This window comes from Pseudomonas sp. CFII64 (assembly GCF_000416235.1).
Taxonomy (GTDB): Bacteria; Pseudomonadota; Gammaproteobacteria; order Pseudomonadales; family Pseudomonadaceae; genus Aquipseudomonas.
Window position 1 is genome coordinate 1 of the sequence record NZ_ATLO01000039.1, and the last position, 14,228, is coordinate 14,228.

14 protein-coding genes and 1 pseudogene are annotated in these 14,228 nt (G+C 59.6%); 5 read left to right on the top strand and 10 right to left on the bottom strand.

The features are described from left to right. The 3 genes and pseudogenes from CFII64_RS30155 to CFII64_RS17185 form a co-directional block, all read right to left on the bottom strand. Positions 1 to 242: pseudogene (locus CFII64_RS30155) on the bottom strand (hypothetical protein); the annotation flags it as partial. Next, positions 230 to 724: an Hcp family type VI secretion system effector gene (locus tag CFII64_RS17180; protein WP_020292082.1), complete on the bottom strand. Its 495-nt coding sequence runs from the start codon at positions 722 to 724 to the stop codon at positions 230 to 232. The pseudogene CFII64_RS30155 and the gene CFII64_RS17180, both read right to left, overlap by 13 nt. Before the next feature lie 219 nt (positions 725 to 943). Continuing rightward, the gene (locus CFII64_RS17185) at positions 944 to 1,153 is read right to left on the bottom strand and encodes a DUF6124 family protein (RefSeq protein ID WP_020292083.1); all 210 of its coding nucleotides are present in this window, start codon (positions 1,151 to 1,153) and stop codon (positions 944 to 946) included. Positions 1,154 to 1,583: 430 nt separating this feature from the next. Between CFII64_RS17185 and CFII64_RS17190 the strand changes: the two genes are divergently transcribed. The 4 genes from CFII64_RS17190 (at position 1,584) to CFII64_RS17205 (ending at position 4,824) form a co-directional block, all read left to right on the top strand. Continuing rightward, positions 1,584 to 2,870 (top strand): CynX/NimT family MFS transporter, encoded by a 1,287-nt coding sequence (locus CFII64_RS17190; protein ID WP_044901472.1) that lies wholly within the window; start codon positions 1,584 to 1,586, stop codon positions 2,868 to 2,870. 90 nt (positions 2,871 to 2,960) lie between these two features. Beyond that, positions 2,961 to 3,446: a nuclear transport factor 2 family protein gene (locus tag CFII64_RS17195; protein WP_044901473.1), complete on the top strand. Its 486-nt coding sequence runs from the start codon at positions 2,961 to 2,963 to the stop codon at positions 3,444 to 3,446. Positions 3,447 to 3,489: 43 nt separating this feature from the next. After that, the gene (locus CFII64_RS17200; protein ID WP_020292086.1) at positions 3,490 to 3,807 is read left to right on the top strand and encodes a GIY-YIG nuclease family protein; all 318 of its coding nucleotides are present in this window, start codon (positions 3,490 to 3,492) and stop codon (positions 3,805 to 3,807) included. Positions 3,808 to 3,891: 84 nt separating this feature from the next. Continuing rightward, on the top strand, positions 3,892 to 4,824 hold the full coding sequence (locus CFII64_RS17205; protein ID WP_020292087.1) for a glutathione S-transferase family protein: 933 nt from the start codon (positions 3,892 to 3,894) through the stop codon (positions 4,822 to 4,824). Positions 4,825 to 4,973: 149 nt separating this feature from the next. Here the strand turns inward: CFII64_RS17205 and CFII64_RS17210 are convergent, their stop codons facing one another. Further along, positions 4,974 to 5,324: a glutaredoxin family protein gene (locus tag CFII64_RS17210; RefSeq protein WP_020292088.1), complete on the bottom strand. Its 351-nt coding sequence runs from the start codon at positions 5,322 to 5,324 to the stop codon at positions 4,974 to 4,976. 12 nt (positions 5,325 to 5,336) lie between these two features. Beyond that, the gene (gene yejK / locus CFII64_RS17215; protein WP_020292089.1) at positions 5,337 to 6,338 is read right to left on the bottom strand and encodes a nucleoid-associated protein YejK; all 1,002 of its coding nucleotides are present in this window, start codon (positions 6,336 to 6,338) and stop codon (positions 5,337 to 5,339) included. 397 nt (positions 6,339 to 6,735) lie between these two features. Here yejK and CFII64_RS17220 point away from each other — a divergent pair, with 397 nt between their 5' ends. Next, positions 6,736 to 7,017, top strand: a complete 282-nt coding sequence (locus CFII64_RS17220; protein ID WP_020292090.1) for an HU family DNA-binding protein — start codon at positions 6,736 to 6,738, stop codon at positions 7,015 to 7,017. Between the two features lie 328 nt (positions 7,018 to 7,345). Here CFII64_RS17220 and rlmF read toward each other — a convergent pair whose 3' ends face one another. The 5 genes from rlmF to CFII64_RS17245 form a co-directional block, all read right to left on the bottom strand. Further along, the gene (gene rlmF / locus CFII64_RS17225; protein WP_044901474.1) at positions 7,346 to 8,371 is read right to left on the bottom strand and encodes a 23S rRNA (adenine(1618)-N(6))-methyltransferase RlmF; all 1,026 of its coding nucleotides are present in this window, start codon (positions 8,369 to 8,371) and stop codon (positions 7,346 to 7,348) included. Between the two features lie 190 nt (positions 8,372 to 8,561). Then, on the bottom strand, positions 8,562 to 11,408 hold the full coding sequence (locus CFII64_RS17230; protein ID WP_020292092.1) for a valine--tRNA ligase: 2,847 nt from the start codon (positions 11,406 to 11,408) through the stop codon (positions 8,562 to 8,564). Between the two features lie 203 nt (positions 11,409 to 11,611). Beyond that, positions 11,612 to 12,055 carry a hypothetical protein gene (locus CFII64_RS17235; RefSeq protein WP_020292093.1) on the bottom strand — a complete coding sequence of 148 codons (444 nt, stop codon included), beginning with the start codon at positions 12,053 to 12,055 and terminating at the stop codon, positions 11,612 to 11,614. Between the two features lie 7 nt (positions 12,056 to 12,062). After that, positions 12,063 to 12,491 carry a DNA polymerase III subunit chi gene (locus CFII64_RS17240; RefSeq protein WP_020292094.1) on the bottom strand — a complete coding sequence of 143 codons (429 nt, stop codon included), beginning with the start codon at positions 12,489 to 12,491 and terminating at the stop codon, positions 12,063 to 12,065. A gap of 73 nt (positions 12,492 to 12,564) precedes the next feature. After that, positions 12,565 to 14,055 carry a leucyl aminopeptidase gene (locus CFII64_RS17245; protein ID WP_020292095.1) on the bottom strand — a complete coding sequence of 497 codons (1,491 nt, stop codon included), beginning with the start codon at positions 14,053 to 14,055 and terminating at the stop codon, positions 12,565 to 12,567. Positions 14,056 to 14,228: the final 173 nt, after the last annotated feature.

Here is a 14,228-nt window from a genome sequence, read left to right on the forward strand (position 1 = left end):
CTCTTCTGCTCATCCTTTAACGCCTGCAACCCCTCCTCAGCACTCTTCCTCCCACCCTCCACATCCCGCACAATCCCCCGGGCGTAATAAGCCACTTCGCGGTTGAATTGAATGCGCAGCATTCCATCCTGAATATGCCGCGCGCTTATTGTGCAGGCTTGGGATGTCAGCACGCTCGCGGCGTGGCTGACTTGCCAATATCCATCAGTGCTGGCTATCTTTTTTTTATTTACTGATCCCATTCGGCACCTTCCCATGACGTGTAGCCACTGGTTTTAGCTGCGTGATTTTCCCAGATAATGTCGCGATAGCGGATGGCGATGGTTTCGTTGGGATCTGCGTCATTCTCGAGTACTGAGTGAGGTACGTCGACGGTAAGGCTGGCGATTTGTGCGCCTTTGATTTTGACCGAGTAATACTTTTCCTGTCCCGCCAGATTTGAATGACGGTAGAAGTTTATGGTGCAGGTGAGTTCTTCACGGTCTGACAATGCCTGCGCCAGTAATGGGGATGACTTGTCGAGGAGTTTGGTAATAATTACGGGGTTGTGATGGGCGTGTTTGATATTGCCAATGTTGTTCATGTTGTGAGCGAAGGACAGCACCATTATTTCATCTTCATGCCCGGCCTGACACTTATTGCCAATAGACGGCAGACTTGAACAACCTGCTGAAATCAGGCCTTGATTTTTACCTTCGATAATCATGTAGCTATGACTGGCCATTGCTGATCTCCCTGAAAAAAAGAGCGATCAGTTTATTCGGATGACTGTCGAGAGGCTGTAGGGCGTTTCCGAGAAGCTTGTTGGAAGTGTGAGAAGTTGCAGCTTTTTGTAGGACCGGATTCATCCGGGAAGGCGGCGTGCCAGGCAATAACGATATTGGCCGTGCCGCCGCCTTCGCGAACAAGTTCGCTCCCTCAGGGTTTGATATCCGCGGGCTTGTTAAGCCTCCAACCGATCCAGCGATTTCTCCACTGCGCCGCGCGCCAGGTCAATCAGGTGCATGACCGCAAAGGCCAGGTCGCGTTGGCTGCCGTTCAAGTGATCGCCCGTTTCATACGCCGTCGCAGATGCGCAACGCAGCAGTTCGACGGCGTGGTTCAGGGAGTCTTCCACAGTGGGCAGCGGTTGAACGGGGGTGATCTTGAGCATGTTGAAACTCCTATTGCAGTAAGGAGCCAGCACTCGTCGCTACTAAACGAAGGGTGGTGGCCGTGCCACAGGTTAGTAGACCGGCCAATAGGAAACCGGCGCACCCGAAAGTGCCCTGCGCACAGCCACCATAAAAGGTGAAATCATATGCGCCTATTGGTCCAGGCTACTAAACCCGATCGCTGATGTGCAGCGACCGACGCAGACTAGACACCCGAATCGGCAGGCGCAAGCGGCTGGGAGTTTCTAGGAAATTTCACTCAAGGGAAAGAGACGCTTCGCTGTGGAAGCGACCGGATGGCGCTCCAAAGGCAGTCTATGCACGCAAACCTGTACCCAATCCCCGTGAAACTTGTATTCGCTCGGGTTCTCCAACAGGATGCATGCTTTGCGCAATGCGCTGTTACACACTGCCCTTTACGAGAATCCCATGACGACCAAGGCGCCATCGGCGAGCACGACCCCGATAAATCATTCCCTTCCTCACGACATCGATGCGCAACTGATCGATTGCGAAGCTGACGATACGCCCGCCCAGCCGCTGCTCAAGCGCCCATGGCTGCTGCTGTTGGGGCTGGTGCTGGTGGCGCTGAATTTGCGTCCGGCGTTATCCAGTGTCGCGCCGCTGCTTAATAGTGTGTCCAAAAGCCTTGGGTTATCGGCTGCCGAAGCGGGTTTGCTGACGACGCTGCCGGTGTTGTGTCTCGGCTTGTTCGCGCCATTGGCACCGCGGCTGGCACGGCGGTTTGGTGCTGAGCGGGTGGTGTTCGGCATTTTGCTGATGCTGGCGGCGGGGATCATTTTGCGCAGTTGCTTTGGCGAAGTCGGGCTGTTTGCTGGCAGCCTGGTGGCAGGGGCGAGCATCGGCATCATCGGCGTGTTGTTGCCGGGGATCGTCAAGCGCGATTTCCCGAAACAGGCCGGGGCGATGACCGGCGTCTACACCATGGCCTTGTGTCTGGGCGCGGCCATCGCGGCGGGTTCGACAGTGCCGCTGAGCCAGCATTTCGATGACAGCTGGGCCATCGGCCTGGGCTTCTGGATGATTCCCGCCGTTCTGGCGGCCATCGTCTGGCTGCCGCAAGCCCGCCACGGACATGGCGCGCATCATGTGGCGTATCGCGTTAAAGGCTTACTGCGTGATCGGCTGGCCTGGCAGGTCACTTTGTACATGGGCCTGCAATCGTCCCTGGCTTATATCGTGTTCGGCTGGCTGCCTTCGGTGTTGATCGGGCGCGGCATGAGCGCCACTGAAGCCGGGCTGCTGTTGTCCGGGTCGATCATCGTGCAGTTGGTCAGCGCCTTGACCGCGCCGTGGCTGGCGACGCGTGGCAAGGATCAGCGTCTCGGCATTCTGCTCGCGATGGCGCTGACGCTCACGGGGTTGTTCGGCTGCCTGTACGCGCCGCTGAATGGGCTATGGGGTTGGGCCATCGTGCTGGGATTGGGCCAGGGCGCGACGTTCAGTCTGGCGCTGACCCTGATTGTGCTGCGCTCCCGGGATTCCCATGTGGCGGCCAATCTGTCGAGCATGGCCCAAGGCATCGGCTACACCATCGCCTCCATCGGACCTTTTGCCGTGGGCGTCGTGCATGACGTCACGGGCGGCTGGGACGCCATCGGCTGGATCTTCGGCGTGATCGGCATCGCCGCCATCGTTGCCGGAATGGGCGCTGGCCGGTCGCTGTACGTGCAGGTCACCAGCGAGAAAATCTGAGTCGGGGTATTTGCCATGCGAATGGGCATGGCAAATCGCCCGTTGGCCGCTTATCGTGCGAAGACCTTTTGCTCCAACGGACCTGCCTGCATGAGTGACGAAGATAAACGCCTGATCAACAATGCCCTGATCACCCGCTTCTACGAGGCGTTCAATCGACTGGACGCCGAAGCCATGAGCGCCTGTTACAGCGATGACGTGCTGTTCAGCGATCCGGTGTTCGGTGAGCTGCGCGGCGCCGAGGCCGGCGACATGTGGCGCATGCTGACGTCCCGCGCCAAGGATTTTTCCCTGACCTTCGACAGCGTGCGCGCCGATGAACGCACTGGCGGCGCGCATTGGGTGGCGACTTACCTGTTCAGCCAGACCGGCAACACTGTGGTCAACGATATTCAGGCGCGCTTTGTGTTTCGCGACGGCAAGATCTGCGAACACCACGATCATTTCGACCTGTGGCGCTGGTCGCGGCAGGCGCTGGGGTTCAAGGGCCTGCTGCTGGGCTGGACACCGATGGTGCAGAACGCGATTCGCGCCCAGGCGCAAAAGGGTTTGAAGGCGTTTCAGGCCGGGCGTTGAGCCTCTGTTAGAATCACGCTTTTCGTGTAGCTCGACATCAGCCATGCCCGAAACCGTCATCAACGAACCTTCCGAACCCGCGGCAAGCAAGCCGTGGTTTGTCTATCTGGTGCGCGCGGCCAATGGCTCGTTGTACTGCGGCATCAGCGACGATCCGCAGCGGCGTTTCGCCAAGCACCAGAGCGGCAAGGGCGCACGCTATTTCAGCTCCAGCCCGGCAGTGGCGCTGGTCTATGTCGAAGCCTGGCCTGACAAGGGCGAGGCATTGCGCCAGGAACGGCTGATCAAGAAATTGCGCAAGAGTGCCAAGGAGTGTCTGGCGGCGAGTTTTCAGGGGGTGGCAGCCGATCCATCCGCGTGATGTCGTGACTTCAGGTTCACTGCGTAGGCCGCACGCTCACAGCCAGCTAAGCTGTCAGCTTTCCAACTGCCGGACCGACCGAACATGACAGAGCTCATCCTGCATCATTACCCCACCTCACTCTTTGCCGAAAAAGCCCGCTTGATGCTGGGCTTCAAAGGGTTGTCGTGGCGCTCGGTAATCATCCCGTCGATCATGCCCAAACCCGACCTGACCGCGCTCACCGGTGGTTACCGCAAGACGCCGATATTGCAGATTGGCGCCGACATCTACTGCGACACCGCGCTGATGGCCCGACGCCTGGAGCAGCAAAAAGCCTCGCCGGCGTTTTTCCCTGAAGGGCAGGAGTTTACGGTTGCCAGTTTCGCTGCATGGGCCGATTCAGTGCTGTTCATGCATGCGGTCAGCCTGGTTTTTCAGCCTGAATCGCTCGCTGTGCGTTTTGCCAAGGTGCCGCCGGAAGCGGTCAAAGCGTTCGTTGCCGATCGAGGCGCGCTGTTCACTGGCGGCAATGCCAGTCGTTTGCCAGCAGAGCAGGCCAGGCATCAATGGCCGACGCTGATGTCACGTCTGGAACTGCAACTCTCGCGCAATGGCGACTTCCTGTTTGGCGAGCCTTCCATCGCGGATTTCTCCGTCGCGCACACGTTGTGGTTCCTCAAACAAACCCCGGTCACGGCGCCGTTGGTGGATGGATACCCGGAAATCGTGGCCTGGCTGGGTCGCGTACTCGGCTTCGGTCATGGCGCTTCAAGCGAGCTGAGCGCTGCCGAAGCCGTGGAAATCGCTGCCAAAGCAACGCCCGCCGCGCTGCCGGATGAAGTGTTCGTCGATCCGAACGGATTCCAACCGGGCGATCAGGTGGCGATTGCCGCCATCGATTACGGGGTTGATCCGGTTGCAGGCGAACTGGTGTTCAACGGGCGTGAGGAATTGATTTTGCGTCGTGAGGACGAACGCGCGGGCGTGGTGCATGTGCACTTTCCGCGGTTTGGGTTTCGGGTGGAGAAGCGCTGAGCTGGCTTCTTCGAGGACAAGTCCCCTCCTGCCGGGTCTGCGCAGATCAGGTAGGACCGGACTTGTCCGGGAAGGCATTGGCGCAGGCATTGGCGCAGGCAATGAAGCTGGGTCAGGCTGATTGAGGCTGGCGAGGCAGGGACTGATCGTCAGTCCAGCGCCGCCAATATCGCCTCTTCACTGAAACCCCGAATGATCGTGCCATTCACATCGATCAACGGGATGCCGCGCCCGCCCAGGGCTTCGTAAGCCTTGCGGCCTTCCGGCGATTTCTCGATGTCGTATTCCTTGAAGGCTATGCCTTTGCTGTCGAGAAAGCGTCGGGTCTGTTTGCAGTAGCCGCACCAGTCGGTGGCGTACAGCACGACGCGGGCCTGTGCCTGGCTTTGGGTCGCGACTGCCGGGGACGGATTGAAGAAGTGCTCGATCTTGCCCCAGTTCTGGTAAACCACCACGAACAGCATGATCAGGGCGACTTTCTTCAGGGTGCGCATCAACATCGGGTCAGGGCCTCAGCGGCGTTTGAGCTGATCGGTGAGCTGGGTCGGCAAGCCTTTGATGATCAAAGTACCGGCCTCTTCGTCGTATTCGATCTTGTCGCCCAACAGATGAGCTTCAAAGCTGATCGACAAACCCTCTGCGCGGCCCGTGAAGCGCCGGAACTGGTTGAGGGTGCGCTTATCCGCAGGGATCTCCGGCGACAGGCCGTAATCCTTGTTGCGGATGTGCTCGTAGAAGGCGCGCGGGCGCTCTTCGTCGATCAGCCCGGACAATTCTTCCAGGCCCATGGGCTCGCCCATTTTGCTCTGGCTGCTGGCGTAGTCCACCAGGGTCTTTGTTTTCTCCCGGGCGGATTCTTCCGGCAGGTCTTCGCTTTCCACGAAGTCACTGAACGCCTTGAGCAGCGTGCGGGTTTCGCCTGGGCCGTCAACGCCTTCCTGGCAACCGATGAAGTCGCGGAAATACTCCGAGACCTTTTTGCCGTTCTTGCCCTTGATGAAGGAAATGTACTGCTTGGAGGACTTGTTGTTCTGCCACTCGGACACGTTGACCCGTGCCGCGAGGTGCAGCTGGCCAAGATCCAGGTGCCGCGACGGGGTGACATCCAGCGCGTCGTTGACCGCCACGCCTTCGCTGTGGTGCAGCAGGGCGATGGCCAGGTAATCGGTCATGCCTTGCTGGTAATGGGCGAACAACACGTGACCGCCGACCGACAGGTTCGACTCTTCCATCAGTTTTTGCAGATGCTCGACCGCGACACGGCTGAACGCCGTGAAATCCTTGCCGCCGTCGAAGTATTCCTTGAGCCAGCCGCTGAACGGATGCGCGCCGGACTCGGCATGGAAGAAGCCCCAGGCCTTGCCTTGTTTGGCGTTATAGCTCTCGTTGAGGTCGGCCAGCATGTTCTCGATGGCTTGGGACTCAGCGAGTTCAGAGTCGCGTGCGTGGAGGACTGCGGGCGTACCGTCAGGTTTTTTGTCGATCAAATGGACGATGCAATGACGGATCGGCATGGGCTTCTCGGCTGTGTGTGAGCTCGAGCGGGGTGGCTCGATTTGACGGCGGCCAGTGTAACGCACCCAAGACGTCAAACGCCGCTGCACCCCTTGGTTTTAGCTCCGATCAGGCGCAAAGCCCCGTTTTTTTGGGTTGAAACACTTTAATCCTGTCCAAACGGGTAGGTTAGTGCGGATATTTGCGCGGCTCTGTGCTAGTTTTGCGCGGTCTTGCGCACTACAGCGCGCTAAGCACAGCAGTTTGTGTGTGATTGAGCCGAACCAAAGCCCGGTTTCAGTATCTACATTTCGCGATTAATCGTGGCTGCTACTGGAGGGCCAGGTTCATTGCCTGGCCCCAGGCCGACACCGCATCCTGCAATCCAAATGAATTTGATAGGGAAGGAACACCACCATGGCTCTGACTAAAGACCAATTGATCGCCGATATCGCTGAAGCTATCGACGCGCCAAAAACCACCGCGCGTAATGCTCTTGAGCAATTGGGCCAAATTGTTGCCGATCAACTGGAAAACGGCGTTGAAATCACGCTGCCGGGCATCGGCAAACTGAAAGTGGCAGAGCGTCCAGCTCGCACTGGCCGCAACCCTTCGACTGGCGCTGCCATCGAAATCGCTGCCAAGAAAGTCATCAAGTTCGTACCAGCTAAAGTGCTGAGCGACTCGATCAACAAGTAAGCCCACGCTTGCTGTTGAAAAAGCCGTGCTCCGGTCAACCGGGCACGGCTTTTTTATGGGCGTCGTCCCGTCATTGTGGGAGAGGACTTGTCCTCGATGAGTCAGCCTGGCCAACCTCAATCGGCCTGACAGCGCTTCATTGCCTGCCAATCCCTTCGAGGAGGAGTCCTCTCCCACCAAAGCAACGCGTAAACCTATTTCAGGACTGGACACGTCGTCTGTAGGACCGGCTTCAGCCGGGAGGGCGACCGCTCGGGAGATCGGGATGCCGGGACATTTGTGCGTGATCCGACAGTCTCCCGGCTAAAGCCGGTCCTACGGTTCGGGGTTATTTAGCCAGAACCCAACGCTCCTGACGCCAGGCCTCTTGCTGTGCCTTGTCGAGGAAGGTCCAGGCCACGAAGCGGCTTTGTTTTTGCCCCTGGCCCATCTCGATGACCCGGCTTTCGGCGACGCCGGCTTTTTTCAGGGTGCTTTGAATCAGTGGCAGGTTCGAGGCCTTGGAAACCAGGGTGCTGAACCAGAACACTTGCCTGGGCAAGCGCGTGCTTTCGTTGATCATCTGGGTCACGAAGCCGATTTCGCCGCCTTCACACCACAGTTCCTGGGATTGCCCGCCAAAGTTCAGTACCGGCAATTTGCGCTTGGGATCGGCTTTGCCCAGGGCGCGCCATTTGCGCTGGCTGCCGCGTTGCGCTTCGTCGATGGACGAGTGGAACGGCGGGTTACACATGCAGACGTCGAAGCGTTCGTCGCTCTTCAACAAGTCCAGCAGGATCTGCTTGCGATTGGCTTGCAGGCGCAGGCTGATGGCTTTGCTCAGGCTGTTGGATTTGACGATGGCGGTGGCCGCTGCAATGGCGGTCGGATCGATATCCGAACCGAGGAACTGCCAGCCGTAATCGCTGTGACCGATCAACGGGTAAACGCAGTTGGCGCCCATGCCGATGTCCAGCGCCTTGATCGATGCGCCACGCGGGATCACACCTTCGTTGCGCTCGGCCAGCAAGTCGGCCAGGAAGTGCAGATAGTCCGCACGGCCCGGAATCGGCGGGCACAGGTAATCCGCCGGAATGTCCCAATGCGCCACGCCATAGAACGACTTGAGCAGCGCCCGGTTGAACACGCGCACGGCGGATGGGTTGGCAAAGTCGATGCTTTCCTTGCCATACGGATTGATGATCACGAATTCAGCCAGCTCGGGACTGCTTTTGATCAACTTGGGAAAGTCGTAACGGCCCTGATGGCGATTGCGCGGGTGCAACGTGGCCTTTTCCCGTGGTTCGGCAGGTTTGGCCTGACGTTCGGTCTGGGGCTTCTTGCGCGGTGCCTTGGGTTTTTCTGGGGTGGTCATTTTAGTGTCCGAAATCAATAGAGTCAGGTTCAGGGGCTGATTGATCGCCTGAATGGACGTCTTCGCGAGCAAGCTCGCTCCCACTGTGGGATGCGAGCTTGCTCGCGAAGACGTCATAAGACGTTTGCAGCTGTCAGCAAATAAAAAGGGAAGCCGCCTCGGGCTTCCCTCTTATCGCAGCGTTGTCGGGTTACAAAGAAGCTATCCGAGCATGCTGCTCCGCCAGTTTGCCCAAGGCCTGTTCAGCCTCGACCATTTTGGCGCGTTCCTTGGCGATGACTTCTGGCGGTGCCTTGTCGACGAATGCGGCGTTGGACAGCTTGCCGCCCACTCGTTGCACTTCGCCTTGCAGACGCTGGATTTCCTTGTCCAGGCGCGCCAGTTCGGCGTCCTTGTCGATCAGGCCCGCCATTGGCACCAACACTTCCATTTCGCCGACCAGACCGGTGGCGGACAGTGGCGCTTCCGCGCCCGGCGCCAGGACGGTGATGGATTCCAGCCTGGCGAGTTTCTTCAGCAGGTAATCGTTCTCCTTCAGGCGGCGCTGGTCTTCAGCGCTGACGTTCTTGAGGAACAATTGCAACGGCTTGCCCGGACCGATGTTCATTTCGCCACGAATGTTACGAGTGGCGAGCATCAGGCCTTTGAGCCATTCGATGTCGTCTTCGGCCGCCTGATCGATGCGTGCTTCGTTGGCCACTGGCCAAGGTTGCAGCATGATGGTCTTGCCTTCGATGCCCGCCAGCGGCGCGAGGCGCTGCCAGATTTCTTCGGTGATGAACGGCATGAACGGATGCGCCAGACGCAGCGCGACTTCCAGCACGCGAACCAGGGTGCGGCGAGTGCCGCGCTGGCGTTCCACGGGCGCTGTTTCGTCCCACAGAACCGGCTTGGACAGTTCCAGGTACCAGTCGCAATACTGGTTCCAGATGAACTCGTACAAGGCCTGCGCCGCGAGGTCGAAACGGAACTGATCCAGCTGGCGAGTCACTTCGGCTTCGGTGCGTTGCAGCTGCGAGATGATCCAGCGATCAGCCAGGGACAACTCGACCGCTTCGCCGTTCTGGCCGCAGTCTTCGCCTTTGTCCAGCACGTAGCGGGCGGCATTCCAGATCTTGTTGCAGAAGTTGCGATAGCCTTCGACGCGGCCCATGTCGAACTTGATGTCGCGACCGGTGGACGCCAGCGAGCAGAACGTGAAGCGCAACGCGTCGGTGCCATAGCTGGCGATGCCGTCGGCGAACTCGTCACGGGTCTGCTTTTCGATTTTCTTCAGCAGCTTGGGCTGCATCAGGCCGGTGGTGCGCTTGGCGACCAGGTCTTCCAGCTCGATACCATCGATGATGTCCAGCGGGTCCAGGACGTTGCCCTTGGACTTGGACATCTTCTGGCCTTGGCCGTCGCGCACCAGACCGTGCACATACACGGTCTTGAACGGCACTTGCGGGGTGCCGTCTTCGTCCTTCACCAAATGCATGGTGAGCATGATCATCCGGGCAACCCAGAAGAAAATGATGTCGAAACCGGTCACCAGCACATCGGTGGAGTGGAATGTCTCAAGCGCCTTGGTCTTTTCCGGCCAGCCCAGCGTCGAGAAGGTCCACAGGCCCGAACTGAACCAGGTGTCGAGGACGTCGTTGTCCTGTTGCAGCGCAACGTCCGGGCCCAGGTTGTTCTTGGCGCGCACTTCGGCTTCGTCGCGACCGACGTAAACCTTGCCGGATTCGTCGTACCAGGCCGGGATGCGATGGCCCCACCAGAGTTGACGGCTGATGCACCAGTCCTGGATGTCACGCATCCACGAGAAGTACATGTTTTCGTACTGTTTAGGCACGAAGGCGATGCGGCCGTCTTCGACTGCGGCAATGGCCGGTTCAGCCAAAGGCTTGGTGGACACGTACCACTGGTCGGTCAGCCACGGCTCGATGATGGTGCCGGAGCGGTCGCCTTTCGGCACTTTCAGGGCGTGATCGTCTACGCTGACCAGCAGGCCGGCGGCGTCGAATGCAGCGACGATCTGCTTGCGGGCTTCGAAACGGTCCAGGCCTGCGTAGGCGGCAGGCAGGCGGCCATCAACGGTTTCGTTGAGGGTGCCGTCGATGTTGAACACCTGCGCCACAGGCAGCACGTTGGCGTTCTTGTCGAAGATGTTCAGCAGCGGCAGGTTGTGGCGCTTGCCGACTTCGTAGTCGTTGAAATCGTGGGCCGGGGTGATTTTTACGCAGCCGGTGCCGAATTCAGGATCGCAGTAATCGTCAGCGATGATCGGGATGCGGCGGCCCACTAAGGGCAGCTCGACGAACTTGCCGATCAGCGCCTTGTAGCGCTCGTCTTCCGGGTTCACGGCGACAGCGGCGTCACCGAGCATGGTTTCCGGGCGCGTGGTGGCGACGATCAGGTAATCCAGGCCGTCAGCGGTTTTCGCGCCGTCAGCCAGTGGATAACGCAGGTTCCACAGAAAACCTTTCTCGTCGTGGTTTTCCACTTCGAGGTCGGAAATTGCCGTGTGCAGCTTGGTGTCCCAGTTGACCAGGCGCTTGCCGCGATAGATCAGGCCGTCTTCATGCAGGCGCACGAACGCTTCCTTGACAGCGTCCGACAGGCCATCGTCCATGGTGAAACGCTCGCGGCTCCAGTCTACGGACGAGCCGAGGCGACGGATCTGACGGCTGATGTTGCCGCCGGACTGATCCTTCCACTCCCAGATTTTTTCCAGGAACTTGTCGCGGCCCAGGTCGTGACGGTTCAGGCCTTGTGCCTCGATCTGACGCTCCACCAGCATTTGCGTGGCGATACCGGCGTGGTCGGTGCCCGGCTGCCACAGGGTGTTGCGACCCTGCATGCGGCGGAAGCGGATCAGGGCATCCATGATCGCGTTGTTGAAACCGTGGCCCATGTGCAGGCTGCCGGTGACGTTCGGCGGCGGGATCATGATGGTGTACGGATCACCCGAACCTTGCGGAGCGAAATAATTCTCGGACTCCCAGGTCTGGTACCAGGAAGTTTCGATGGCGTGCGGCTGGTAGGTCTTGTCCATGCGCGGCGGGAACCTAATTGGCATTAATTCAGGAAAGCCGACAAGTATAGCGGGGATGAACGGCTGGGCGTAGAGCGGGGCGATCAAACGGGGCAATTTGTCGTAGGACCGGCTTTAGCCGGGAGGGTGCCGGGACCGGGCAGCGAAGTGTTCCGGACACATGGGCCTCTCCCGGCTAAAGCCGGTCCTACGGGGCGGTGCCGTTAATTCTGCTGCTGACTGAGCAGCCGCTCCATCCGCGCTTCAAGGCGACGTTTGATTTCGGTTTCGATGTGCGGGGCGAAGTCGTCGATGACGTCTTGCATGATCAGTTGCGCGGCAGCGCGCAGTTCGGTTTCCAGATGCAGCAGGGCATCCGGATTGGCAGCCGGTTTCGGTGCCGCCTGGGCCTGAACCGGCTCGTCCTGATGTGCAGGCGGTTGCGGTGTCAGAAGCGGAATGTCGGCTTCGTCGGTGTCGAAGTCCAGCTCATGGCTCAACGCCGGTTTGGCGCCCACCACATCGAACAGCAACGGAATCTGTGGTTCGCTTTTGACCGTGTCGGTCAGCAGCGGCGGTTGCAGTGAGTCATCGCCGAGCAGTTGCCGGATCGACTCAAGGTCATCCAGCAGGTTGGCGGAGTCTTTCAGGGGTTTCAAAGTATCCATCGTATGCTCAAAGACGCTGTAGCCGGTGATCTTGCAGAGGATAGCCGTGTTCACGATAGAAACGGAAACTCTCTCGTGCGGCCAGACGAATTGCCGGGTCTTCGACGACGATTTCCGCAACGCGCGCGAACCGTTTGAAGAACTCGGGGATGCGCAAATCAAGGTTGACCAGCAAATCCTGATGCTGCCCCGGATCATCCCCCAGACCCAGAACCACGGGCGAGACGTGATCGTCTTCGGCGGTGCTGTGGGGCAGGAAAACTTCGCCCTTGAAGCGCCAGAGTCGCGCGTCGAGGTCGTCACGTTGCGCGGCATCGCTGCAATGCAGGTACACGCGGTGGCCGAGACGCCAGGCTTTCTCGGTCAGTTTGCAGGCAAAGTCCAGGCGAGCCGAAGGCTCGGCGCTGGGCAGAATATAGAAGTCGACTTGGGTCATGTGGCTTGGTTCATATAGGAATCCGGTACGCAAAATGTGCCTGCCCGATGGCAGGCACATTCATGCAGGCCAGTTATGCGCCAGCGCGGTCGAGCAGGTATTGAGTCAGCAGCGGAACCGGACGGCCAGTGGCGCCCTTGTCCTTGCCGCCGCTCAGCCAGGCGGTGCCGGCGATGTCCAGGTGCGCCCATTCGTACGCTTTGGTGAAGCGCGACAGGAAGCAGGCCGCAGTGATGGTGCCGCCTTTCGGACCGCCAATGTTGGCGATGTCGGCGAACGGGCTGTCCAGCTGTTCCTGGTATTCGTCGAACAGCGGCAGCTGCCAGGCACGGTCGTCAGCCAGTTTGCCGGCATCCAGCAGTTGATTGATCAGCGCATCGTTATTGCCCAACAGGCCGGAGGTATGCCCGCCCAAGGCCACGACGCAAGCGCCGGTCAGGGTCGCGATATCGATCACGGCCTGCGGCTTGAAGCGCTCGGCGTAGGTCAAGGCATCGCACAGCACCAGACGGCCTTCGGCGTCAGTGTTGAGGATTTCGACTGTCTGGCCGCTCATCGTAGTGACGATATCGCCAGGGCGCGTCGCGGTGCCGCTCGGCATGTTTTCGGCGCAGGCCAGGACGCACACGACGTTGATCGGCAGTTGCAGCTCAAGCACGGCGCGCAGGGTGCCGAACACGCTGGCGGCGCCGCACATGTCGAACTTCATCTCGTCCATGCCGGCCGCAGGCTTGATGCTGATGCCGCCGGTGTCGAAGGTAATGCCTTTGCCGACCAGCACGAACGGCTGCTCGCTTTTCTTGCCGCCCGAATAGTTCATGACGATCAGGCGTGGCGGCTGGGCGCTGCCTTGTGCGACAGCCAGAAACGAACCCATGCCCAGTTCCGCGAGTTTTTTCTCGTCATGCACTTCGACTTTGAGGTTTTTGTAGGCTTTGCCCAATGCCTTGGCCTGCTCACCCAGGTAAGTCGGGTGGCACAGATTCGGCGGCATGTTGCCCAGATCGCGAGTGAACGCCATGCCGGCAGCGATAGCCTGGGCGTGAGCTGCAGCGCGTTCGACGTCGGCAACGCTGAGCTTGTCGGTCAGCAGGGTGACTTTTTTCAGCGCCTTGGGTTCGGCTTTCTGGGTCTTGAAGCGATCGAAGACGTATTCGCCATCGGCCAGGGTTTCGACCAGCAGGCGGGTCTTGCCATAGGTGTCACGGTTCTTGACGGCCAGTTGGTCGACGGCGATGACCGCGTCGGTGCCGCCCAGGCCCTTCAGAATCGACAGCACGCCGCTGATGACTTTCTTGAATTGGCGGTCGGACAATTCTGCGTCTTTACCTGTGCCAACCAGCAGCACGCGTTCGGCTTTCAGGTTGGGCAGGTTGTGCAGCAGCAGGCTCTGGCCGACCTTGCCGGCCAGGTCGCCGCGCTTGAGCACTGCCGCGATGGCGCCGCCACTGAGAACGTCGATGGCTTTTGCAGCGTCGCTGAGCGCGCGACCTTCGCCCACGGCAACCACCAGCGTGGCGGTCTTCAAGGTTTCTGGGCTTACGCTTTTAACAACCAATTCCATGTCGGGGTCCCCGAATAAACGATGAGCTTTGCGAAATGAATGACGTGCGCGGCAGGGCAGAGGTGTCTCGCATGACGATGCCAGCGACAAGGCCCGCAGTTTGACCCCCGCGCACGACCCCTGACAACCCCGTAAAACTCACCGGTAGGGCCGCGTGTAGGACGCATGCGTGC